Annotated in this window: 24 protein-coding genes; 18 read left to right on the top strand and 6 right to left on the bottom strand. The window is 64.0% G+C overall.

Annotated features, from left to right (window positions below; all coding sequences use genetic code 11):
• Nucleotides 1-78 precede the first annotated feature (78 nt).
• Entirely contained in the window at nucleotides 79-1,143 is a 1,065-nt protein-coding gene (locus QE373_RS09880; protein WP_309685931.1) for an SDR family oxidoreductase, read from the bottom strand.
• A gap of 87 nt (nucleotides 1,144-1,230) precedes the next feature.
• Between QE373_RS09880 and QE373_RS09875 the strand changes: the two genes are divergently transcribed.
• Complete coding sequence (locus QE373_RS09875; RefSeq protein ID WP_309685929.1) at nucleotides 1,231-1,614, top strand: helix-turn-helix domain-containing protein; 384 nt, start codon at nucleotides 1,231-1,233, stop codon at nucleotides 1,612-1,614.
• A 161-nt stretch (nucleotides 1,615-1,775) separates the two neighbouring features.
• On the opposite strand, the gene QE373_RS09870 is transcribed toward QE373_RS09875, so the two are convergent.
• On the bottom strand, nucleotides 1,776-2,822 hold the full coding sequence (locus QE373_RS09870; protein WP_309685928.1) for an NYN domain-containing protein: 1,047 nt from the start codon (nucleotides 2,820-2,822) through the stop codon (nucleotides 1,776-1,778).
• Between the two features lie 88 nt (nucleotides 2,823-2,910).
• Nucleotides 2,911-3,165: a DUF3253 domain-containing protein gene (locus QE373_RS09865; protein WP_309685926.1), complete on the bottom strand. Its 255-nt coding sequence runs from the start codon at nucleotides 3,163-3,165 to the stop codon at nucleotides 2,911-2,913.
• Between the two features lie 1,065 nt (nucleotides 3,166-4,230).
• Here QE373_RS09865 and QE373_RS09860 point away from each other — a divergent pair.
• Both QE373_RS09860 and QE373_RS09855 read left to right on the top strand, forming a co-directional pair.
• Nucleotides 4,231-5,433 carry an OmpA family protein gene (locus QE373_RS09860; protein ID WP_309685924.1) on the top strand — a complete coding sequence of 401 codons (1,203 nt, stop codon included), beginning with the start codon at nucleotides 4,231-4,233 and terminating at the stop codon, nucleotides 5,431-5,433.
• A 38-nt stretch (nucleotides 5,434-5,471) separates the two neighbouring features.
• Nucleotides 5,472-5,861: a DUF6180 family protein gene (locus tag QE373_RS09855; protein ID WP_309685922.1), complete on the top strand. Its 390-nt coding sequence runs from the start codon at nucleotides 5,472-5,474 to the stop codon at nucleotides 5,859-5,861.
• Nucleotides 5,862-5,869: 8 nt separating this feature from the next.
• On the opposite strand, the gene QE373_RS09850 is transcribed toward QE373_RS09855, so the two are convergent.
• The 3 genes from QE373_RS09850 to QE373_RS09840 all read right to left on the bottom strand — a co-directional run bounded on the left by QE373_RS09850 (nucleotide 5,870) and on the right by QE373_RS09840 (nucleotide 8,206).
• Complete coding sequence (locus tag QE373_RS09850; RefSeq protein WP_309685920.1) at nucleotides 5,870-6,535, bottom strand: NAD-dependent epimerase/dehydratase family protein; 666 nt, start codon at nucleotides 6,533-6,535, stop codon at nucleotides 5,870-5,872.
• 62 nt (nucleotides 6,536-6,597) lie between these two features.
• Nucleotides 6,598-7,650, bottom strand: coding sequence for a DUF4189 domain-containing protein (locus QE373_RS09845; RefSeq protein WP_309685918.1), 1,053 nt, complete (start codon nucleotides 7,648-7,650; stop codon nucleotides 6,598-6,600).
• Nucleotides 7,634-8,206: a DUF4189 domain-containing protein gene (locus QE373_RS09840; RefSeq protein ID WP_309685916.1), complete on the bottom strand. Its 573-nt coding sequence runs from the start codon at nucleotides 8,204-8,206 to the stop codon at nucleotides 7,634-7,636. Before QE373_RS09840 ends, QE373_RS09845 begins: the two co-directional genes overlap by 17 nt.
• Nucleotides 8,207-8,295: 89 nt before the next feature.
• Between QE373_RS09840 and QE373_RS09835 the strand changes: the two genes are divergently transcribed.
• The 15 genes from QE373_RS09835 (at nucleotide 8,296) to QE373_RS09765 (ending at nucleotide 23,201) form a co-directional block, all read left to right on the top strand.
• Nucleotides 8,296-9,972, top strand: coding sequence for a type IV secretory system conjugative DNA transfer family protein (locus QE373_RS09835; protein WP_309685914.1), 1,677 nt, complete (start codon nucleotides 8,296-8,298; stop codon nucleotides 9,970-9,972).
• A 409-nt stretch (nucleotides 9,973-10,381) separates the two neighbouring features.
• Nucleotides 10,382-10,861, top strand: a complete 480-nt coding sequence (locus QE373_RS09830) for a hypothetical protein (protein ID WP_057687460.1) — start codon at nucleotides 10,382-10,384, stop codon at nucleotides 10,859-10,861.
• Between the two features lie 85 nt (nucleotides 10,862-10,946).
• Nucleotides 10,947-12,026 (top strand): VirB8/TrbF family protein, encoded by a 1,080-nt coding sequence (locus QE373_RS09825; protein ID WP_309685912.1) that lies wholly within the window; start codon nucleotides 10,947-10,949, stop codon nucleotides 12,024-12,026.
• Nucleotides 12,023-12,799: a TrbG/VirB9 family P-type conjugative transfer protein gene (locus QE373_RS09820; protein ID WP_057687458.1), complete on the top strand. Its 777-nt coding sequence runs from the start codon at nucleotides 12,023-12,025 to the stop codon at nucleotides 12,797-12,799. Before QE373_RS09825 ends, QE373_RS09820 begins: the two co-directional genes overlap by 4 nt.
• A complete protein-coding gene (locus QE373_RS09815) occupies nucleotides 12,796-14,007 on the top strand; it encodes a TrbI/VirB10 family protein (protein WP_309685910.1) in 1,212 nt (403 codons plus the stop codon). Before QE373_RS09820 ends, QE373_RS09815 begins: the two co-directional genes overlap by 4 nt.
• Nucleotides 14,008-14,022: 15 nt before the next feature.
• A complete protein-coding gene (virB11, locus tag QE373_RS09810) occupies nucleotides 14,023-15,066 on the top strand; it encodes a P-type DNA transfer ATPase VirB11 (protein ID WP_057687456.1) in 1,044 nt (347 codons plus the stop codon).
• A 55-nt stretch (nucleotides 15,067-15,121) separates the two neighbouring features.
• On the top strand, nucleotides 15,122-16,048 hold the full coding sequence (locus QE373_RS09805) for a lytic transglycosylase domain-containing protein (RefSeq protein WP_309685907.1): 927 nt from the start codon (nucleotides 15,122-15,124) through the stop codon (nucleotides 16,046-16,048).
• 69 nt (nucleotides 16,049-16,117) lie between these two features.
• Nucleotides 16,118-16,498: a TrbC/VirB2 family protein gene (locus QE373_RS09800; RefSeq protein ID WP_057687454.1), complete on the top strand. Its 381-nt coding sequence runs from the start codon at nucleotides 16,118-16,120 to the stop codon at nucleotides 16,496-16,498.
• On the top strand, nucleotides 16,491-16,823 hold the full coding sequence (locus QE373_RS09795) for a VirB3 family type IV secretion system protein (RefSeq protein ID WP_057687453.1): 333 nt from the start codon (nucleotides 16,491-16,493) through the stop codon (nucleotides 16,821-16,823). Before QE373_RS09800 ends, QE373_RS09795 begins: the two co-directional genes overlap by 8 nt.
• 47 nt (nucleotides 16,824-16,870) lie before the next feature.
• Nucleotides 16,871-19,318: a VirB4 family type IV secretion/conjugal transfer ATPase gene (locus tag QE373_RS09790; protein ID WP_309685904.1), complete on the top strand. Its 2,448-nt coding sequence runs from the start codon at nucleotides 16,871-16,873 to the stop codon at nucleotides 19,316-19,318.
• A 31-nt stretch (nucleotides 19,319-19,349) separates the two neighbouring features.
• Nucleotides 19,350-20,123, top strand: a complete 774-nt coding sequence (locus QE373_RS09785) for a hypothetical protein (protein ID WP_309685902.1) — start codon at nucleotides 19,350-19,352, stop codon at nucleotides 20,121-20,123.
• Nucleotides 20,124-20,194: 71 nt separating this feature from the next.
• On the top strand, nucleotides 20,195-21,340 hold the full coding sequence (locus QE373_RS09780) for a type IV secretion system protein (protein ID WP_123700626.1): 1,146 nt from the start codon (nucleotides 20,195-20,197) through the stop codon (nucleotides 21,338-21,340).
• 33 nt (nucleotides 21,341-21,373) lie between these two features.
• The gene (locus QE373_RS09775; RefSeq protein WP_309685900.1) at nucleotides 21,374-21,889 is read left to right on the top strand and encodes a DUF4189 domain-containing protein; all 516 of its coding nucleotides are present in this window, start codon (nucleotides 21,374-21,376) and stop codon (nucleotides 21,887-21,889) included.
• A 131-nt stretch (nucleotides 21,890-22,020) separates the two neighbouring features.
• Nucleotides 22,021-22,560 (top strand): DUF4189 domain-containing protein, encoded by a 540-nt coding sequence (locus QE373_RS09770; protein ID WP_309685898.1) that lies wholly within the window; start codon nucleotides 22,021-22,023, stop codon nucleotides 22,558-22,560.
• 326 nt (nucleotides 22,561-22,886) lie between these two features.
• Nucleotides 22,887-23,201 (top strand): DUF4189 domain-containing protein, encoded by a 315-nt coding sequence (locus QE373_RS09765; protein WP_309685896.1) that lies wholly within the window; start codon nucleotides 22,887-22,889, stop codon nucleotides 23,199-23,201.
• Nucleotides 23,202-23,262 lie beyond the last annotated feature (61 nt).

The raw sequence follows: 23,262 nt of genomic DNA, 5'->3' as shown, positions 1-23,262 counted from the left end.
GCAGCGCGGCAGGGCCGGCCCGAGCGGCGGCCTCGCCCGGGGATGGATGCCGGGGCGCCTGGCTGCGCTTGGGGGCGCCTACGGAATCAGCCGCCGCGCCCGCAGCGTGGCGAACAGGTCGAAGAAAGCGTCATCGCTGGGCTGGTAGTCCAGGAAGCCCAGCCGACGGCTCTTGGACATATCGGTCATGACTTCGACCGGGCGGCCCAGGTCGGCGTCGGTGTGCCACGGCGACACCAACCGCTGGATGTCCGGCTCGGCCAGGCCCTGTTCGATGGCCAGCTGCACCCACAGCGCCGCATCGTCGGCCATCTGCCGTTCCAGTGGCCGCAGCTCACCGGTGAACGGTGCCGCTTCGATGCCGAACCAGTCTGCGATGCGGCCCCACATCCAGCTCCAGCGGAACACATCGCCGTTGACGATGTTGAAGGCCTGGTTGGCGGCTGCCGGGGTCTGGGTGGCCCAGACCAGCTGGCGTGCCAACTGGCGCGCGTCGGTCATGTCGGTCAGTCCGTTCCACTGCGCCAGTGAGCCGGGGAAATAGAACGGACGGCCGCTGCGCTTGCACAACGAGGCATACACCGCCAGCGTGGTGCCCATGTTCATGGCATTGCCCACCGCTGCGCCGATCACCGTGTGCGGGCGATGCACGCTCCAGCTGAAGCCATCACGCGCGGCCGCCGTGAAGACCTCGTCTTCCTGCGCGTAGTAGAAGTTTTCGATCGGCAGGCGCGGCTGTTCCTCGCGGAACGGGGTTTGTGGCAGCGCGCCCTGCGCGTAGGCCTCGAAAGGCCCGAGGTAATGCTTCAGCCCGGTCACCAGCGCGACGTGCTGCACCGACGCGGCCGGCTGCAGTGCATCCAGCAGGTGGCGCACCATGGCTGCATTGACGCGGATATTTTCGGCCTCATTGGCCTGCCGCGACCACGTGGTGATGAATACATGGGTTGGCTGCAGGTCCGCCAGTGCGGCCCGGGTGGCCTGCGCGTCACGCAGATCGGCCGAGACACCGTGAACGCCCGCCGGCAGCGCCGCCGGATTGCGCGCCAGACCGTAAACCTCCCAACCTTCCTGGAGCAGCTGCTGGATCAGGGCGCTGCCGGTAATGCCGGTTGCACCGACTACCAACGCTTTCTGGGTCATGGGATCGCCTTTTGCATCAAATATCAGGCAGACACCTTAGGATATCGGGGTCAGGCCCGAAAGAAGGCACCAAATGGTAACCACGCGATGAAAGCAGGCACTCCGGAACAGGAATGGCGTGAAGACTGCGCGCCCCGGCGGGTGCTGGAGCTGTTCAGCACCAAGTGGACGTCGATGGTGCTGCACACCCTGGCCGTGCGCCATGACGGCGTGGTACGCAGCAACGCGCTGCATCGCAGCCTGCCTGCGATTTCCAGGAAGATGCTGATCCAGACCCTGCGCGAGATGGAGTTGGCGGGCATCGTGCTGCGGACCGAACATCCCACCGTGCCGCCGTCGGTGGAGTACAGCCTGACCGCGCTGGGCCGGCAGCTGGTGGAGCCGATCGAGCTGATCTACGACTGGGCGCGACGCAATGCCGATGCGCTGGACGCGCTGAAAGCGCGGCCGACGTCGCGGCGGCGCGGATAGCCCCAGGCAGGCCCTTTCCCATTCCGCATCCACCACACGGGAGAATGTCGTGACCGCTGACATGTTGGATACGCAACGCGATACCCCGGCCGATTACAGCGACGCGCTGTACCGGGTGTATTTCGAGGTGGGGGAGTGGCAGCAGGTCGCGCTTGGTGCGATCAGTGCATTCCTGCTGGAGCGCAGCCGGGACCATCCGGCGTTCCACTTCGATCCTGCGTCGGTGCGGCGGGTGGACCATGGTTATGCGCTGGAACTGCCGATGCAGCTGATTCCAGAAGTGGTGCGGGCGCTGGCTGAGCGGAATGTGGCGGTGTACCAGGTTGTGAGGCGGGGGCGGGTTTGAGTGGCGGCGTTGCGATCTGGATGGTCGCTTTAACGGCTGGTTTCTGCTGCACAAGCGTTACAGCCCATTTTCCAGAGCCGGCCGGGATGTGGGCCAGCTGAGGATAGCTCTTCAGCATTTTCATCAGTCCTGAGTGGCCGTATTTCTTCGGTGCAAACCCGGGGTGCGTCTTGGTCAGGTGCAGCATCAACTCGTTGCCGCCCACCTTGCCGCCCGGCGCTTGCGCTGCCAGGTGCCTGACTGCATCAAGCACGAAGGAAGGCGATTGCTTGGCGACGGGCGACGCCGCTTTCTTGGCTGCAGGCGCCTTGATCACGACCGTTGGCGAAGGCTTGGCGGGCACCGGCGGCTTGGCTGGCATCGCCTTCGCCGCAGGCGGTATGGGCTGCTTCACCACTGGCACTGGGGCAACCACCACGCTGGTCCCTTTGCCCTCGAAGAACTGGTCGCAGGATTTCCGCAGGGCCGGGGGCGAGTTGGCGTCGCCGACGATAAAGACAGCTGCACCCCGTTCCCGCAGCTTTCGACACAGGTAGGCGAAGTCGGAATCACTGGTCACCAGGCAGAACGCATCTGCTCGACCATCCAGCAGGATCTCCAGAGCGTCCAGTGCCAAGGCGATGTCCGTGGTGTTCTTGCGTGGTGCATAGGCGTATTGCAGGCAGGGGGTGAATGCCTCGCGAACCAGCATCTCCTGCCACTTTCCGCCCAGCGTGGGGTGCATGCCGTAGCCGCGCCGGATGACCAACCGCCCGAGCCCGGCGGTCTTCTGCAAGGCGAACTCAGCGATTTCGGGTGAGACGTTATCGCAGTCGACGAGGATCGCCACGCGGGCCGTGCTGGTCGTCGAGGAGCCGCTCATCCGTGCGCTACCTGAGGTGTGATGCCCCATCTTGGCGGCAAACCGGGAGCCTCGGCAAGCAGGGCCCCGCGAGGGGTAAGCGGTGCCGCTACCGGAATCCCGCCCCGCGCCGCAGACGGATGGGGCCCGACCCCAGGGCATCCGGGTCCAGTTGCTCATCCTTGCGGGTGATGATGATCCGATCTGCCCGCGCCAACGCTGCGGCGGCGTCGCGTACCGGCTGCATCAGCGGCCGCCATCCGGCGGGGTCCGGGCTGAGCGCGCGCGCGACCTCGGACGGGCAGATGGAGGCCGACGCCGCGCGCTGGCCCAGCAGATCGATGATGGCGGCCGCGATATCCATCGCTGCACGATGCGTGTGCGCGCGTGATGGACGCGCGGAGGTGGGGTGGGTAGCGCCGTGCCCTGCTCGGCGGCATTCCGTTCCGGCAGCTCGATGCCGGATGCAGGCCGCGCGGTGCGCTCGCCGAGCGTGGCTCGGCGCTACCAATGCGTGGGCGCGCGTGATGGGCGCGCGGAGGTGGGCTGGGTAGCGCCGTGCCCTGCTCGGCGGCATTCCGTTCCGGCAGCACGATGCCGGACGCAGGCCGCGCGGTGCGCTCGCCGAGCGTGGCTCGGCGCTACCAATGCGTGGGCGCGCGTGATGGGCGCGCGGAGGTGGGGTGGGTAGCGCCGAGCCGTGCTCGGCGGAGTTCCGTTCCGGCGGCACGATGCCGGACGCAGGCCGCGCGGTGCGCTCGCCGAGCGTGGCTCGGCGCTACCAATGCGTGGGCGCGCGTGATGGGCACGCGGAGGTGGGCTGGGTAGCGCCGAGCCGTGCTCGGCGGAGTTCCGTTCCGGCGGCACGATGCCGGACGCAGGCCGCGCGGTGCGCTCGCCGAGCGTGGCTCGGCGCTACCAATGTGTGGGCGCGCGTGATGGGCGCGCGGACGCGGGCTGGGTAGCGCCGAGCCGTGCTCGGCGGCATTCCGTTCCGGCAGCACGATGCCGGACGCAGGCCGCGCGGTGCGCTCGCCGAGCGTGGCTCGGCGCTACCAATGCGTGGGCGCGCGTGATGGGCGCGCGGACGCGGGCTGGGTAGCGCCGAGCCGTGCTCGGCGGCATTCCGTTCCGGCAGCACGATGCCAGACGCAGGCCGCGCGGTGCGCTCGCCGAGCGTGGCTCGGGGCTACCAATGCGTGGGCGCGCGTGATGGGCGCACGGAGGTGGGCTGGGTAGCGCCGAGCCGTGCTCGGCGGCGTTCCGTTCCGGCAGCACGATGCCAGACGCAGGCCGCGCGGTGCGCTCGCCGAGCGTGGCTCGGCGCTACCAGAGCCGGAGCCATGCGTTCGATTCTGGCCATTCACGCCGTGCAAATGGGCGCCGGATAGGATGCTGGCCTCACTGCCATCACGGATCGATCCAGTACATGAGCTCATCCACGCATGTCTTGCCGCTGTCTGCTGTTTCAGTGCTGTTGATCGCCCTTGCCGGCTGCTCCAAAGCGCCCGATGCGGCAGCGCCGGACCCGGTGGCAGGCACCGCCGCAACGACCCCCGATGAGGACGCCGACGTAGAGCAGGCCAGCGAAGCGCCCGAATTCCCGGTCATTCCGTCGATCGTGGTGCCGGAGATCATCGGCGTCACCCCGGCGCAGCGTGCGCTGGAAAGTTCACTGCAGTCGATCCTCGACCCGGTGAAAGGCATCACCGTTTCCCCGGCCCGCTGCAGCACCGATGGCAGCCTGATCAATGATGCCGGCATCACCAGCGTGGACGCACAGGGCAAGCTGACCCGCAACGGCGACGAGGGCATCTTCGTCATCAACCCCGATGGCAGCGGCACCGCCAATTTCGAGGGCGGACTGGTGCGGGTGAACGCCGATGGCAGCGGCACGATCAATGGCAACCCCGGTGGCGGTGGCGACGATGCCATCATCAGCGTGGAGGCCGATGGGTCCGGTACGTACAACGGCGTGGCCGGGTTGATCCGCCTGGATGGCAAGGGTGCGGGCACGTGGAATGGTGACAGCGGCCTGATCACCAACAACGGCGATGGCAGCGGGACCTGGAACGGTCCGAAGGGGCTGGTGCGCGTCAATGCGGACGGCTCGGGCACCTGGAATGGCGATGAGGGCCTGATCACCAACAACGGCGATGGCACCGGCACCATCGGACCGCCGGCACGACCGGTGAAGATGCCGCCGCTGGCGCGCCTTGCACCGGCCGGAAAATTCCCGCCGCTGACGAAATTCGCACCCCCGGGCGCGCCCTGCGGTTATGTGATCACGCTGAACGACCGGGTGCTGTTCGACTTCGACAAGTCCGACATCCGCCCCGACGCGGCCAACCTGCTGGATATCTTGGCCGGCGCGCTGGCGGAAGTTAAAACCACCGGCATGGAGGTGCGCGGCCACACCGATTCCAAGGGCGCGGACGATTACAACCAGAGCCTGTCCGAACGCCGCGCGGCATCGGTGGTGGCGGCATTGCGCGAGCGGGGTGCGGGCCAGCAGGCGGCGTCGAAGGGCTATGGCGAAACCCAGCCGGTGGCACCCAACGAGCTGGACGGCAAGGACAATCCCGGCGGCCGGCAGTTGAATCGCCGCGTGGAAATCTTCGTGCGCTCGTGAGTTCGGCGACGCATGCTCACCACTTGCAGGAGAACGGAATGAAGGCAGCGATACTCGCAGCGTTGGGCACGGTGGCCGTAGTGGGAATGGCCTCGCCGGCCAAGGCGGACGATTTCAGCCTCGGCTACGATGTGGACCGCTTTCCAGCGGTCAAGCTGAGCATGCAGGCGTGCCGCGCGGCAGTAACGCGTGGGGCCGCGGCGGTGGGCTACACCACCCGCGTGGACCAGGACCAGAAGACGCTGGTGCTGCACGTGTCCGCCCCGCGCGAGGACGGGCGGTCGCTGATTTCGTACTGCATCAGCGCAGGGGACCAGACCGTGTTCGTGATCCAGGCATTCGACTATTCCGGGCCGAACAATCCGGACGTGGACCGCGTCAAGGCGCGCGTCGGTGCGGAAGTCCGCAAGGTCGCGCGCGGCGGCTGAGTCCGGCGTTACGCGGCTGGCTGGCCGAGCTGGTTGATCTCGCGGTTTTCGACGATGGCAGGCGGGCTGGGGGAGCGGGCCAGGGCAATCATCGCCCGGCCGATCGCACCGTTGGTGGTGGCCGCCCCCGGCACGTTCTTGACGATCATTCCCTGCAGCGGGCTGGCAAGCGCATGGAACATGCGCATCACCCCGTGCGGGCTGTGCGTGCCTTCTTCGGGCAGGATGCCGCCCGGTCGCAGCATCACGGTGGTGACCGGCAGCCGTTGCAGCGCATCCTCGGTTTCGCCCTTGATGCGCAGCGGCATCAGCCGGCTTTCGGGATCGGAATTGGCGCCGGAAACATAGAAGAACCGCCCCTGCGGATTGGCGGCGGCATACGCCCGTGCCACCGACAGGGTCAGCTCGAAGGTAACGCGGCGGTATTCCTTTTCGGCGGTGCCGATGGGCGGTGCCCCGGCGCAGTAGAAGGCTGCGTCGATACCGGACAGCTGCGCCTGCACGTTTGCCGCCTGGCTGAAGTCTTCAAGCAGCACTTCGTTGACCTTTGCCTCGGCGCGGTCCAGCGGCCGGCGGGCCAGCACGGTGATGCGGGTGACGTCAGGCGAGGACAGGCAGGCGTTGAGCACGCCCTGGCCGAGCAGGCCGGTCGCGCCGGTGAGGAGGATATGCATGGCGAGGAATCCTGCGAATCGGGAGTAGAGTGCGGTGACCCGGACTCTACTCCCGCTGCGCGTTACTTGGCGTGCATGCACTCGTTGAACAGCACCGGGCAGACCGCTTCTTCGCTTTCCACGCATTGGGTGACCACGGCATCCTCTGCCGCCGGCTTCGTGCCGGCTTTGGCGCTGTAGGTCTTCCAGCCGCCATTGGAATCCTTGGTGCGCACGATCGCGGCGCATTCGCCCATGGTCCAGGCAACAGCGGTCTCGCAGCCCTGCTTGCCGCACTTGCTGATGGCGGTGTCCTTGGCGTCGCGCTCGGTTACGCCCAGGTGCATGGCGAAGGCCTCGCCGCCGCGTTCGACCGCGATCGCGCTCCATGGCTGGGCGATGTTCATGCTGCTCGATTGTCCTTCGCCAGGGGCCATGCGGGTACCCGTGCCGCGCGCTGCGGGGGGCTTGGCGATGAACTCCGCACCACCGGGGAAGAAATCAAGCTTGGGCTTGGCCACGCGATTGATCGCGATCAGCTCCATCCGGTAATTCAGGCGGTCAAGGGCGGAATAGGCGAACTTCCAACCGGTGCAGAACGTCTGTTCCTCGGCGCTGCGGCACTGTGCACCGCCGCCCGCTTGGCACGCTGCAAGCGCTGCCTCGGCGGCTTTTTTCTTGTTCTCACCGGTATCGAAATACATGCCGCCCTGCTGGCTGTAAGCGGGGGCGACACAGGTATTGGCGAAGGTGGCGACCGGCCAACAGGTACCGTTGCATTTTCCCATCGCGCTGCGGGTGGCGATGTCCGGGCTGTGTTCGTTCAAGTTGACGTTCCAGCTGCCATCGGCGGTATTGACCACCACCGCACCCCACCAGTCGCGCATTGCATCGTCGCGGACCCTGCGGTTGGCGGCCGCCGCTGCGGCTGCTGCCTGTTGCTGCGCCGCTGCTTCTTCGGCGCTGATGTAGGTCGCCGCCTGCTGGCTCTGCTGCCAGCCCAGGAAGTTCATCTGCTGCGCGTGGGCCTGCATCTGCGCCTGGCGCCCGTTCTGGGCATGGGCGATGCCGCCTGCCATTGCCAGCGCGGCGGTGCAGAGGGCCAGCGTCAGACGCCAGTTAGAAGCAATGTTCAAGGTTCACCCCGCACTTCTTGCCGCCAGCGGCGTTGCACTGCTCCAGCGCCGTGGCACCCAGTCGCTGCGCCTCGGGTGTGCCCGTAGCGGCGCTTGCGGCAAAGATCGCGCGCTTGTTCGGGGTCGGGTTCCTGTCCACGGCCATGGCAAGGCACTGGTTGCGGATGGGCAGGGTGATCAACTCGGCGCAATCGGTGGCGCCGCTGCTCTGGCAGTCCTTGCGCGCGCGTACCTTGGCCTCGGCAGCGCCCATGCCCCTGCCATCGCCGACGATCTGCTTGTTGTCGCTGACGAACATGCTCATAAACATTTCCATGCCTTCCGGCAGCATCCTGCTCAATTCACCGGGGGCCGGGGTCGGCTGGGCGGCGGTCGCCGGCGGCGCAGCGAGAGCAGGGGCACTGAGGCTCGCTGCCAGAATCATCGCACCAAGCATCCACGACGAGGATCGTTGCATTCCTTTGCTCCAGGTTTGTTTTTGGCGCGCGGAGCATACCCGGATCGCGGTCCGCGTGATGTGATGCCCCTGGTATGGGGCGAGAAGCGTGACGAACAACGGTCGTCACCCACCGGGGCCATGCAGCTACCCGTGTCACGGCCAGTTGTGTAGAGTCCGGCCCATCATGCGCTCACGGAGGATCGGGTTTGTCCACGCAGAAATTGGTTCGTTATTCGGTCGCCTTCGTCGCGACCCTCGTCATCGGTTACCTGCTTTCGGGCTACCTGACCCTGCTGTTCCTGGGCCTGGATACGGCGCATTACAGCTGGAACACCTACTACCCGTACGTCAGCGCACTGGACCAGCCTGAGGTCGCGCCCTTCGTGGGCAAGATCAAGGCCGCCGGTTACGTCGGCTTCGGCATCCCGCTGTTCCTGTTCGTGGTGGTCGCCGGCTTCCTGCTGCTTCGGCGCAAGAAGAAAGGCCTGCACGGCGATGCGCGCTTCGCCACCGGCTCGGACCTGTCTTCACACGGGTTGTTCAAGAAGACCGGCGACAGCATCGTGGTGGGCAGCTACAAGGGCAAGCTGGTGCGCTTGTCTGGCCAGCAGTTCGTGATCCTGGCCGCGCCGACCCGTTCGGGCAAGGGCGTGGGCGTGGTGATTCCCAACCTGCTGGAATACGAAGAGTCCGTGGTGGTGCTGGACATCAAGCAGGAAAACTATGAGCTGACCAGCGGATGGCGCGCCAAGCAGGGCCAGGAAGTGTTCCTGTTCAATCCCTTTGCCGAAGACCGCCGCAGCCATCGCTGGAATCCGCTCAGCTACGTCTCCGATGACCCCGCTTTTCGCGTATCCGACCTTATGAGCATCGCCGCGATGCTGTATCCGGATGGCTCGGACGACCAGAAGTTCTGGGTCAGCCAGGCCCGCAATGCCTTCATGGCCTTCACGCTGTACCTGTTCGACAACCATGACGACGAACGCCGCAGCGGCTTCCCGGGCGGGCAGGGAGTTCCGACGCTGGGTGCGATCTACCGCATCTCCTCCGGTGATGGCACCGACCTGCGCAAGTACCTGCAGACGCTGGCCAGCCGTCCGTTCCTGAGCGCAAATGCCAAGTCGGCCTTCGCCAACCTGCTGTCGCAGGCGGACGAGACGTTCGCCTCGATCATGGGCACCTTCAAGGAGCCGCTGAACGCCTGGATCAACCCGGTGCTGGACGCGGCCACCAGCAGCAACGACTTCCTGCTGACCGACCTGCGCAAGAAGAAGATGACCATCTATATCGGCATCCAGCCCAACAAGCTGGCCGAAAGCCGGATGATCATCAACCTGTTCTTCAGCCAGATCATCAACCTCAACACCAAGGAGCTGCCCAAGTCCAATCCGGACCTGAAGCACCAGGTGCTGCTGCTGATGGACGAATTCACCTCCATCGGCAAGGTGGACATCATCGCCTCGGCGGTGTCCTACATGGCCGGCTACAACGTGCGGCTGCTGCCGATCATCCAGAGCATGGCCCAGCTGGACGCCACCTACGGCCGCGATGTATCGCGCACCATCATCACCAACCACGCCCTGCAGATCCTGTTCGCCCCGCGCGAGCAGCAGGATGCCAATGACTATTCGGACATGCTGGGGTACACCACCCTGCGCAAGAAGAACATCACCAAGGGCCGTGAGAAGAGCCACAGCTTCAGTGAAGAGCGGCGTGCGCTGATGCTGCCGCAGGAGCTGAAGGCGATGGGGACGGACAAGGAAGTGTTCCTGTACGAGGGCATTCCGCACCCGGTGATGTGCGACAAGATCCGCTACTACAAGGATCGTCACTTCACCTCGCGCCTGCTAGCAAAGGTTGACGTACCGAGCTTGCAGATATGAATCATCGTGCGTTGAATGGCGTCATATAAATGCGTTCATCCGCGTGAAGTGGTGACGCACGTCAACAAATTGTCGTGCGTGGGTAGAACTTTCATGCTTTCTTGACGCACTGTTGACCTCGTTCTATGCCACTCTTCGCCATCAGTTCAGTTCATCGAATTGATGGAGTCGATCAGGTGGTGATCCGCATCACCGGAACAGGGATGGCTTCTAACGTGGTGCAAGGCGATGTAGCAGGCCTCAAGGGCCGGCGCACCGTCAGTTTGGCAGGCGGCTTCGGCCGCAGGGGAGACGGTTGCACGTAACGGCACAGGCCGGCGCGTAACCGGTTCCAGCGTGCAGATGCAACGCTGGACTGCCGGAACACCCCACGTCGAGGCTGCTTATTCGTACGTCAAAGGATGTTCGTATGCAGCAAGCGTTGCTGAAGATTTTCATCGCCGTGGCGGCGGTCGCGATGTCGGGTTGTGCCACCAAGCCTGCGCCGGATTTCGGCGGGCGTTGGAAGCCGGTCAATCGCTTTGACGCTGCTCCCACTGAAATTCCCCTCTACACCAGCTATGCCTTCCAGGCATCGCCGATGGATGGCACGTTGAAGGCCATGCTCGAGCGCTGGGCGGCCGATTCGGGCATGTCGCTGGATTACCGGCTGGGTTCGGATTACACGCTGCATGGCGGCGTGTCCCGCATCTCCACCACCAGTGCACAGCAGGCCGTGGCCGACGTCACCACTGCATACGCAGCACAGGGCGTCTACGTGAGCATCGTGGGCAACAAGATCGTCGCCGGCAGCAGCGCCGCCGTGCCGACGGCTGCCACCACGCCAGCCAGTGCGCCCAACGCCACGCCCGCATCCGCACCCGCCGAAACCGCGCCGAGCGGTAGCTGACTGCTGCCGTTTTCCCATCGTGATGCTCCTGCGCTGGTCGCAGGGGCATGGCGCTCATTGACGATCATGCAGTCCGGAAAACCCCATGTTCCGTAAGAAAGACCCAGGCAATAGTCCGAAGGTGGAGCAGGCCGTCGCCAAGGCGGTGAGCTACGAGATCACCGTGGCCGACATGGCGCGCAAGAGCGAGCGCCGCGCCTGGTGGGTGGCCGGTGCGTCGCTGGTGATGTCGCTGGCGTTGGCAGGTGGTTATTACTACGTGCTGCCGCTGAAGGAGAAGGTGCCGTTCCTGGTGATGGCCGATGCCTACACCGGCACCGCTTCGGTGGCGCGGCTTTCCGGGAACCTGGGCGAGAACTCGATCACCACCAACGAGGCGATCAATCGCAGCAACGTCGCCCAGTATGTGCTGGCGCGTGAGTCCTACGATTACGCGATCATGGGTCTGCGTGACTGGGAGCAGGTCTTCGTGATGTCGGACCAGAATGTCGGTGCGGCCCTGCAGGCGCAGTACAACCGCAGCAATCCCCAGAGTCCGCTGGTGCTGTATGGCACCGATCGCGCCCTGCGGGTGAAGATTCTCAGCATTACCCCGCTCGGGGCACTGCCGAACGGAGGATTCCGCGGCGCCTCGGTGCGCATACAGCGGACGCTTCTGGACAAGCGCACCGGCGGCTCCAGCTACCTGGACAACCAACTGGTGACTCTGCAATTCGAGTACAAGGCAGCGCTTGCGCTCAACGAGCAGGAGCGCGTGCTCAATCCGCTGTCCTTCCAGGTGACCGAATACCGGGTGGATCGTGACTATGCCGCTGCAGGCGTGCCCGTTCCTGACGGCAGCACCGCCGCACCGGTCACCGCGCCACCGGCGGGAGTAGCTGCTGAGTTGGCACCGGCACAACCGGTTGCCCGCTTTGATCCAGTCACCGGCCAGCCGCTGGAAGCGCCGGCCGGGTCTGCGCCGGGTCAGGTGCTGCCTGCGCAGCCGCTGCCGCCTGGATCGGCGCCGGGGCAGGCCGTGCCTTCCACGTATCCGCCGCAACCGGTGCCTGCCCAAGGTGCGCCGGTTCCCGGCGCCCCGGCGCAGGCTGCGCCGGGCCAGGGCACGCCGCTTCCGGCGCGCAACGTTTCCACCGGAACTGCTGATGGAGCAAGCAACCGATGAGTAGTCGCAAGATCAGGACGTGTGCATGGATGGTCGCCGGGGCGCTTGCCCTGTGCATGGCCACCGCGTCGGCGCAGGGCGTCGATCAGTACGAATATGAGAAGGACCGCATCTATCCGGTTCGCACGGGCTTGGGCCTCACCACCCAGATCGAGCTGGATCCCAACGAAAAGATCCTGGACTACAGCACCGGTTTCAGCGCCGGCTGGGAGCTGACCCGTCGTGGAAACGTCTTCTACCTGAAGCCGAAGAACGTCGACGTGGACACCAACATGATGGTCCGCACCGAGACCCATCACTACATCTTCGAATTGAAGGTGGTGGCCACCGATTGGCGCCAACTGGACCAGGCGCGCCGGGCGGGCGTGCAGTACCGCATCGCCTTCAGCTATCCCAGCGGTACCGAGTTCGGGGTCGCCCAGGAAGCTGTGCAGGAAGAGGCGCAACCGCTGCTCAGCACTTCGCTGGCCAAGGATCGTCGTTACAACTTCGATTACTCGTACTCCACCCGGCGCGTCAAGAAGATGGGCTGGTTGATACCGGTCAATGCGTATGACGATGGCCGCTTCACCTATGTACGCCTGCCTGCGTCGCCGGAGTACAAGACCGGCATCTTCCCGGCTGTGTTCGGTCGTGAGACCGAGAACGGCGAGGACTTCGTCGTCAACACAACGGTCGAAGGCAACACCCTGGTGGTGCACGGCACCCATCCGTACCTGGTGATCCGCCACGGTGACAACGTCGTTGGCCTGCGAAGGAACGTCAAGAAATGAGCCAGAACACTCCTCCGGGCAACGGACCCGACGATAGGCGCGACGGCACCCAGCCGGAAAACAATCCGTACTTCAACCGTGCCGACGCCGCGCCCGCGCCCGACCTGGACGCTGCCGCCCCGCGCCTGCGCACCGTGGAAGAACGCCGGCTGGACCGCAAGGCGTTGCTGTTCCTGGGTGGCATCCTCGTGCTGGTGGTGGCCATGGGCTTCCTGCTGGTGCGCAAGAGCCGCGAACCGGATCCGACCCCGCCGCCGCGTGCGGAGGTTCGGACGACCACGCCGGTGTTGCCGACCATTCCCTCTGCCGCCGCTGAGCCGCCGCCGGCGGACCCGATTCCCCTGCTGCCTCCGCCGCCGCTGCCTGCGCAGCAGCAGGCGCCGATGTTCAGCAGCAATGACAGTGGCGAGCGTGGCCCGCGTGCCATGACACTGTTGGAACGCCGCATCGCCGCTGGCGAAGCAATGGGCAACGGGCAGGGTGGGCAGGGCCCGCAGCAGATGGACTCGTCGACAGAGGCCTACATGCGTGCCGCGATGGCCGCGCAGAACCCGCAGGCCGCCGGTGCGACGGAGGGTGAGGAAGAGCGTGAAGCGGTTTCCAACGCTGCCTTCATCCGCAGCCCGGATGCGCTGCTGGTCCGCGGCACCTACCTGCGTTGTGTATTGGAAACCCGCATCATCACCGATGTGCCGGGTTACACCTCGTGCCTGGTGACCGAGCCGGTGTATTCGATCAACGGCCGCACGCTGCTGCTGCCGAAAGGGTCGAAGATTTATGGCAGCTACAACGGCGGCCCGGTGGCCAAGCGCGTGGACGTGATCTGGGATCGCATCACCACCCCGAACGGCATCGATGTGGCGATGTCCAGCCCGGGTGTTGATGGCCTCGGTTCGGCCGGCGTTCCGGGCCAGTACACGGCTCACTGGGGCCAGCGTATCGCAAGCGCGCTGATGATCAGCCTGATCGCCGACGCCTTCAAATACGCTGCCGCCGAGAATGGGCCGGAGTCCACCACCATCAGCAACTCGGGCTTCGCTATGCAGAATCCATATGAGAGCGCCACAGCGCGCACCATGGAGCGGTTGGCCAACCAAGCGCTGGAGAACCAGCGCCAGCCCACCGTCACCGTCAACCAGGGCACTGTCATGAACGTCTACGTCGCCAAAGACGTCGACTTCAGCGCCGTGCTCGGCCGCCGGATGTAAGGAGCAAAACGGACCGTGGACGCAGAAACTTCCCCCATCGCACTGGTCTCCAGTGAATTCCTGCAGTACCAGTACGAAGTGCTGGGCATTGCCGGGTTCATGGAGTCGCAGGACGTGACGGAAATCTGCATCAACCGTCCGGGCGAGCTGTACCTGGAAACCCGCAGTGGCTGGGAGCGCGTAGAGGTGCCGACCTTGACCTTCGAGCGTGCCCGCCAGTTCTGCACGGCGGTGGTCAACGAGAGCAACACCGGGCAGCGCATCACCGATGCCGACCCGATGGTCTCGTTGACCTTCCCCAGCGGGCCGCGCGCGCAGTTCGTGATACCGCCGGCCTGCGATGGCGGCAAGGTTTCCATCACGATCCGCCTGCCGTCCAAGCACACGCGCACGCTGGCGCAATACCAGCAGGATGGCTTCTTCGACCAGATCCTGGAACAGGAAGCCGGCCTCAACACGCAGGACCAGGAGCTGCTCGCGCTGCGCCATTCGCGGGACTACGCCGAGTTCTTCAAGCGCGCGGTGCAGTACCGCAAGAACATCGTGGTGTCCGGTGCCACCGGCAGCGGCAAGACCACCTTCATGAAGTCGCTGGTCAATCACATTCCTGCCGACGAGCGGCTGGTGACCATCGAGGATGCGCGCGAGCTGTTCATCACCCAGCCCAACGTGGTGCACCTGCTGTACTCCAAGGGCGGGCAGAGCAGCAGCAACGTCACCGCAAAGACCTGCATGGAAGCGTGCCTGCGCATGAAGCCGGACCGCATCATCCTGGCCGAGCTGCGCGGTGATGAAGCGTTCTACTTCATCCGCAACTGTGCCTCCGGCCATCCCGGTTCGATCACCAGTTGCCACGCCGGCAGCCCGGAGCAGACCTGGGACCAGCTGGCGCTGATGGTGAAGGCATCTGCCGAGGGCTCCGGCCTGGAGTTCGCGGTGATCAAGCGCCTGCTGCAGATGACCATCGACATCGTGGTGCACGTGAAGGCGCATGCAGGCTCGCGCTACATCACCGGCATCGATTTCAATCCCGGCCGCACCCAGGGACAGGAGCATTGACCATGGGCATGCACACCGAGGCACGGATCAACACTGGCAAGGGGAGGGCGCGCTGATGCTGCCTGGACTCGAGGCACTGGCCTGCCCGGAAATGGCCGTCTCCATGGACGTGATGAAGCACGTGGTGCAGGTGGAATCGTCGCGCAATCCGTACGCCATCGGCGTGGTGGGCGGCGCACTGGCGCGCCAGCCACAGCGGCTGGACGAGGCCGTGGCAACTGCCCGCATGCTGGAACAGAACGGCTACAACTTCTCGCTGGGGCTGGGCCAGGTGAACCGCTACAACCTGGCCAAATACGGGCTCAACAGCTACGAAAAAGCATTCGAGACCTGCCCGAACCTGCAGGCGGCCTCGCGCATCCTGGCCGAATGCCACTCGCGTTCGGGCGGCGACTGGGGCAAGTCCTTCAGTTGCTACTACTCGGGCAACTTCACCACCGGGTTCCGGCATGGCTACGTGGACAAGGTGTTCAATTCGATCAAGCGCAGCCAGATGGTGGCTGCGGTTGGCGGTGGCGTGCAGCCCATCCGCGTGATCGACCGCCAGGGACCGCGCCCTGCCGCGGCCACGCGCCAGCCACTGCCCGAGCGGGTGACGCGACTGAACAATCGTATTTCCAGCGGCCAGGCGCCGGTGGTGGTGGCACAGCCCGATGATCCTGCCCGTGCTTATGTGGTTTATCCCAATACCAATGAAATGGTCCGCGGGAGCCTGTTGAACACGGCGGACAACGCCTTGTCGCGCGCGGTGATGGGCCTGGTCGACCGCGCCGTTCCGCCCGCCCAACAGCAGCCGGTGGGCCAGTATGCAGAACCCCCGCAGCAGGTCACGCCGGCAGTAGCAGGTCCGCAAGGACAGCAGGCACCGGTGCTGCTGCAGCCTTGGGGCCAGCGCAGCGCGCCCGCGTCGGGTAACGTGCCGCCCCCCCATCAGCCCCAGGTTCCCCAAGGGCCGCCTGTGGACGACGCATTCGTGTTCTGAAGTTTTACCGGGGCGCCCCCGCGCCCCGTCAACGCAGTGACCCTCCAGCTCAGGAAAGGAAAGCAACCGATGAAGACCCAGATTGATCTCGCCAACGCCAAGCGCACCGCCAAGACCCTCGCCCTGGCTACCGCCTTCGTTGGCGCCCTGTTCGTACCTGAGGTGTTCGCCCAGGCAGGCTTCGCAGAGACCGACAAGAAGGTCTGTGGCTTCTTCGACAGCATCAGCGGCCTGCTCAACATGGCTTCGATCGCCGTCGTCACCATCGCGGTGATCTTCGCTGGTTACCAGATCGCTTTCGCCCACAAGCGCATTTCCGACGTGTCGCCGATCCTGATCGGTGGCCTGCTGATCGGTGCAGCCAGCCAGATCGCCAAGATGCTGCTGGGTGACGGCGCCACCGAATGCACCGCTGCGCTGGTGCAGGCTTCCAGCCTGTTCTATGCATAAGAACGTCGTCTTCCGCGGATGCACACGGCCGGCGATGTTCCTCGGCGTGCCGTATGTGCCGTTCTTCATGGTCGCCGGCGGCCTGTTGCTGCTGTCCATGTACTGGAATCTGTGGGTTCTGCTCGCGATTCCAGTGGCGGTTTTCATCATGCGGCAGATGGCAAAGCGTGACGAGATGATCTTCCGTCTGATGGGATTGCGCCTGCAGTTCAAGTTCCGTGCGCGGAACCTGCAGGACCATGACGGAATGTGGGTGTTCAGCCCCAATGCCTACCGCAAGACCCCACCGCCGGATGACTACCGTCGGCCCAAGAAAAAGCGCTGAAGAGTCTCATCCGCAGTACGGTTTGCACAGTGATCCAGGAGCGTTGCATGTTCAGTCCCGATACGTCGATCAGCGAGTTCATTCCCTTGTCCTCGCACGTTGCACCGGCAGTGGTGAAGACCACCGGCGGCGACTATCTGCTGACCTGGCACCTGGAAGGGCTGCCGTTTGTTGGCCGTGAAGAGTGGGAGCTTGAGCACAAGCACAACACCTTCAATCGCCTGCTGCAGTCGCTGCGCGCGCCGGACTTCGTCAACGTGGCGTTCTGGGTACACGATATCCGGCGCCGGCGTACGTTGAAATCGCGCAGCACGTTCAAGGAGCGCTTCAACCAGGACGTGTCCGATGTCTACATGGACATGCTGTCGGGCCAGCGCATCATGCAGAACGAGCTCTACCTGACCATGATTTACCGGCCGGTAGTGGCCGGTAAGCGCTTCGTGGAAAAGTCCGGCAATGTGGAGCGGCTGCAGGCCGAACAGGAGCAGGCGGTCGAGAAGCTGCTGGAGCTGGCCGGCAACGTGGAGGCGGTGATCCGCGATTACGCTCCGTATCGCTTGGGAATGTACGAGGCAGCCAACGGCGTGGTGTTCTCCGAGACGCTGGAATTCTTCGGCTACCTGCTCAATCGCATCGACGAGCCGGTGCCGGTGCTCGCTGCCCCGGTTGCCGATTACCTGCCGGTCAGCCGGCACATGTTCTCGCCGAAATCCGGCGATTTCGTGATCAATACGCCGAACGGCGTCAACCACTTCGGTGCCATCCTGAACATCAAGGAGTTCGCCGAAGGGACGTGGCCGGGCGTGCTGAACGGCCTTAAGTACCTGGACTTCGAGTACGTCATCACCCATTCCTTCAGCCCCATGGGCCGCCAGGATGCATTGAAGATCCTTGATCGCACCAAGGGCATGATGATCTCCTCCGGTGACAAGGCGGTCAGCCAGATCGTCGAGCTGGATTATGCGATGGACCAGTTGTCCTCGGGCAACTTCGTGCTGGGCGAGTACCACTACATCATCGCGGTGTATGCCGACAGCCAGGCCAAGCTGGCCGCCAACGTGTCCGCCACGCGCGCGGAGCTGTCCAATGCCGGCTTCGTCTCGGCCAAGGAAGACCTGGCGGTGACGTCCTCGTTCTACTCGCAGATTCCGGCCAACTGGCGCTACCGCACACGGCTGGCAAACCTGAGTTCGTTGAACTTCCTCGGCCTGTCGCCGCTGCACAACTTTGCCACCGGCAAGCAGCACAACAACCCCTGGGGCGACTGCGTGACCACGCTGCAGACCACCAACGGGCAGCCCTACTACTTCAATTTCCACGCCACCCATCCGGCCGAGAATTCGCTGGGTGAGAAGGCCATCGCCAATACCATGGTCATCGGCAAGTCCGGTACCGGCAAGACCGCGCTGATCAACTTCCTGCTCAGCCAGGTCCAGAAGTACGATCCGGCGCCGACCATCTTCTTATTCGACAAGGACCGTGGCGCGGAGATCTTCGTGCGTGCCTGCGGCGGCAACTACCTGGCATTGGAGAACGGCCGCCCGACCGGGTTCAATCCGTTCCAATGCGAGCGCAATGAATCCAACGTGCAGTTCCTGGCCGATCTGGTCAAGATCCTGGCCGGCAAGACGCAGTACAGCGCCCGCGAAGAGGAAGACATCTTCCGCGCAGTGGAAAGCATGCTGGACACGCCGATGCACCTGCGCAGCATGACCAACTTCCAGAAGAGCCTGCCCAACATGGGCGATGACGGTCTGTACGCACGGATGCGGCGCTGGACGTCCGGCAACTCGCTGGGCTGGGTGTTCGACAACCCGGTCGATACCATCGACCTGCAGAGGGCCAACATCATCGGCTTCGATTACACCGAAGTGATCGACAACCCGGAAGTGCGCGTGCCGGTGATCCAGTACCTGCTGCACCGTCTGGAATCGCTGATCGATGGTCGCCGCTTGATCTACGTGATGGACGAGTTCTGGAAGATCCTCGATGGCAGCGGCGGCCTGAAAGAGTTTGCCAAGAACAAGCAGAAGACCATCCGTAAGCAGAACGGCATGGGCATCTTCGCGACCCAGAGCCCGGAAGATGCACTGAACAGTGACATCGCCGCGGCGCTGATCGAACAGACCGCTACGCTGATCCTGCTGCCCAATCCGAACGCCAGCCGCGAAGACTACATCGAAGGCCTCAAGCTGACCGAAGCCGAGTTCAAGGTCGTCACCGCCTTGGATGAGCGCTCGCGCTGCTTCCTGGTCAAGCAGGGCCACGCCTCCAATGTGTGCCAGCTGAACCTGCGCGGGATGGACGACATCCTGTCGGTCATCTCCGCATCCACCGACAACATCGATGTCATGCACCATGTGCTGCATGACGCGGCCCTGCGTGAGAAGGTCAGCGAGGCGGATCTCACTCCGGAACAGTGGCTGGAAGATTTCTACAAGCGTCGGAAAGGTTCGGGCAAACCGGCCTCTTCCAGCCGAGAACAGGCAGCCTGACATGAAGAACAATCGCACTCAGGAGGACACCATGAATCCGACGAGCCGAAAAACCCCCGGTTCCAGGTCGCGCGCGGTACTGCTGCGCTCCGCGTTGGCCGGCGCCATCGGTCTGGGCGTCTGCGCACCGGCGTCCGCGCAATGGATCGTCAAGGATCCGACCAACTTCGTCGAAAACCTGTGGAACCGTGTCGAAACCGCTGGCGCGCGCGTCGCGGCAGCAGCCGAGTACGCCAAGACCGCCCAGCGCTGGAATGAGCTGCGGGTCAGGGCAATGGCGCAGATCAACAGTTTCGGGCTGCCCTCAGGCGCGACGCTGACCATCGTGCCGGACAATTACCTGGTGCCTGAAACCTGCGGCACCGGCGGTGGGCTGAGCGTGGGCACGGTGTTTGAAAAATTCGTGTTCCAGCCTACTGGTGATTGGAAGGCGCAGCAGGAGCAGATCTGCGTCAACATCCGCACGATGCAGAATCGCAAGTACAACGAGTCGGTACGCTTCATTGGCGAGACGTTGCCGGTGATGCAGGACGCGTTGGATGCGATCACCACGGTGCGGCAGGCGAGTGCGCTGCTGGGCAACATCAGTGCGGTGGACAGTGACTCGCTGCGTACGGCGAACGATATTGCGGTGAAAACCCAGGAGTTCGAAAGCCGCATGGCGGCTTACGATGCGTATATCCAGGTGATGGAGGCCAACCAGATGGTCGTGGCCAAGACCGCGTTGAAGGGTGACCCCACCACCGGGATGATCCGCGACCTGGTCAAGACCGCCGCATTGAAGACCGCGTTGGAAATCAAGTAAAGGAACTGCTGGCGCGCTCGATTGATTGCAGCGCCAGCCACTCCCCTGTGGGAACTCCAAGGAATGCAGGAATGATGTTCAGGTCCATGTCCAACTTTGAATTTTCCGATGGTCTGCAGCAGTTGCTGCATTCGGTCGGTCGTGTCCAATCCATCGGTGACTTCGTCTTCTTCCGGCTTATTCTGGATTTTCTGGAAGAGCGGATCACCGAGTTCGGCATCGAACTGCTCGGCAATACGATGGCCTGGGTGGGTGGGATCGCCCTGACGATCATGACCATCTGGGTGCTGGTCCAGGGTTTCCGCATCGCGACCGGACGCAGTCGCGATTCGATGATGGAACTGGTCACCAACATGGCCCGTGCGGCGCTGATCGTCAGTGTGGCGACGACGATGGGCATGTTCGGACGTGAGTTGAATGAATTCCTGACCACCGATCTCAAGGAGCGTATCTCCTTCCTGGTGACCGGAAAGGGCTCGCCGGAAGAACAGATCGACGAGGCACTGGCTTGGATGCAGGTGGCGTTGTCGAGCATCGATGCGATCAACGTGATGGGTGATCCCAGCATGGTGCAGGAAAAGTCGCGCGCCCTGTGGTTCATCGGCCTGGGTACGGGTGGGCCTGCCATTACCGCCGGTTCCATGCTGCTGCTTTACCAAGTGGCGATGGCGCTGTTCATCGGTCTCGGTCCGATCTTCATTTTGTGTCTGCTGTTCGACCAGACCAAGGCGCTGTTCCAGAAGTGGCTGCTGTACGGAATCGGCACGATGTTCTCCATGGCGGTTCTGGCGGCGATGGTGTCGATCGCGCTGGACATGGTGATCCGTGTCGCAGGTACCTTCTGGATAACGGCATTGGCCGACAAATTCCTACTTGATGGCGCACTCGCCGATGGCGTGACCAGTCAGGCCATGCAGCAGGGTGGCATGGGGCTTATCCTAACGACCTTGATCCTGACCGCGCCCCCAATGGCGGCGTTCTTCTTCCAGGGTACGCTGGGCAACTTCATGGCATATTCGCAGATAAGCGGTGGTGCCGGCGCTGCCCCGAGTGCGGATGGAAGGCCGCCGGGGACGTATACGCCGAGTGCTCCTGGTAGCGGCGAAGGATCGGGTGGTTCGACGCCGGCTAATTTGCATAGAGACGTTGCCGGCAGTGGATCGCAGGCAGCCACGGTGGTGGGTGCAGGCCAGCGCGGCAACGCACGTGATTATTGATGCAGTGCTATGGAACGTGAGGGGTAATTCCTGATGCTTGGACGAATAGCCGCAGCACTCTTTTCTATCTCAGGCATGTGGGCCTTTTCTGGCGATGCTGCAGCCGAGGGTGGGTGCCCGCCTGGGCAGTATCCGATAGGGGGCCAAGGCGTGCAGGGCTGTGCGCCAATCCCATCAAACTCAGCACCCATGGCGCCTCGTCCCGATGGAAAATGGATCACGACGTGGGGCGCAATTGCGAGTTCTGCATCGACAGGATCCACCGGCGTCAGCACCGGCAAGAGGCGAAAGTCCGAGGCGCTGGGTGAAGCGATGACCGTTTGTGCCCGCAAGGGAGCTACCGACTGTAAAGAAGACATAACCTACAAGAACGGTTGCGTTGCGCTTGTCGATCCACCTGTAGGATCTTCCTTCCAAGGTGGAATTGCGACTGCCGCGACGGTCGAGCGTGCGCTGGAGCTTGCAACCCAGAGGTGTAGGGAGGGAGGTGCGCCCACGTGCACCGTTGTACATACCAACTGCAGTGAGCCGATCTTCAAGCGCTTCTAGCCAGAAGTGGTGTTTGGGCTACGGTAAGACGTTGCTGTTGGCCAACTGCTGAGCCGGCGTTGGCTTGGTCGCTGATAGTCCTGTCATTGTCCATAACGCATTCCAAAAGGTACGCCAGTGGAATCGGCACGATGTTCTCCATGGTGGCGCTGGCTGGGATGCTTTTCATCGCATTCTTCTTCTCACTGGGCAGCGCGGGTGCCTACGCCGAAGGGCGCTGCCCTCCGGGCCAGTACCCTGTAGGCGGCCAAGGCGTAGGAGGCTGCGCACCGATTCCAGGCTACAGCGGCAACCAGGGGGCGCAGCCCGCGCCGCCGCCGATTGATCCGGGTCGTTACGAGGACCGCTGGGGCGCAATGGCGCTGTCTGACTCGACTCCTGATGCCGGCGTCGTGGTCGACCAGTTGACTGAAGGTGATGCCAAGCGTGTCGCCATCGAAAAATGTTCCCGGAACGGTCTGAAAGACTGTCGGATACTCCTTACCTACCGAAATCAGTGCGCTGCGTGGGTCGTTCCATCTGCAGACGCGCCAGGGGCGAAAACAGGCATTTCAGCTGGATTGTCCGAGCAGGCTGCGGTGGACAATGCAACTTCGAAGTGCAAATACGCCCCCGGTGGTTCATGCGTGCTCGCTTACAGCGCGTGCAGTCTCCCCCAGTGGACGCGATAAGCAACGGCTGGGCGTCAAGTCCATCCTCGCCGGCACGCGAGTCAACGCATGCGGGTCGGCATCTGTTGAGTGCACCGCCACCCTTGGTCAACCGCGTGCACAACTCTTCATGCGCGTTACTCTTGCTGTCAGCAGTTATCGTCTGCTCCTGGCTTCCTGCTTTTCCCGCATTCGCAGAGGGCCGCTGCCCGCCCGGTCAATATCCTGTGGGCGGCCAAGGCGTAGGAGGCTGCGCCCCCATCCCGGGGGCTGCAGCGAGCCAGCAACGCGCTGCTCCGCAGCCAGCCGCGCCGACATCACGTTGGGGCACGCGATGGGGGGCGATCGTGGCCTCCGCAGCCACGTCTGATGCGGGTGCCGCCGCTGGCCGTCTGACGAAAAGCGACGCGCTCAGCGAAGCGATGGCGAAATGTCGACGCAATGGCGCAACGGACTGCAAGGTGATGGCCGAGTACAGCAACCAATGCGTGGCGTGGGTCGTGCCGGATGGCGGCGATGCCACGGCGCTCGGCGGCCTGGGCGAAGGCGCTACGCCAGAGCTGGCATTGAAGAAAGCACAGAGTTATTGCGAGAACCGTGCAGGTAATGGCTGCAAGGTGGCGTACAGTGCATGCAGCCTGCCTGAGATTGAGCCGATCTGACTGCTGGCTGCGCATCAACCCGTCAGCTGTGCATCGATGCTGCCGGGACCGGTGTACAGCG

The sequence above is a fragment of the Stenotrophomonas sp. SORGH_AS_0321 genome (assembly GCF_031453215.1).
Taxonomy (GTDB): domain Bacteria; phylum Pseudomonadota; class Gammaproteobacteria; order Xanthomonadales; family Xanthomonadaceae; genus Stenotrophomonas; species Stenotrophomonas chelatiphaga.
Note: the sequence above shows the minus strand (reverse complement) of the source record. Positions and strands in the feature narration are given on the sequence as shown.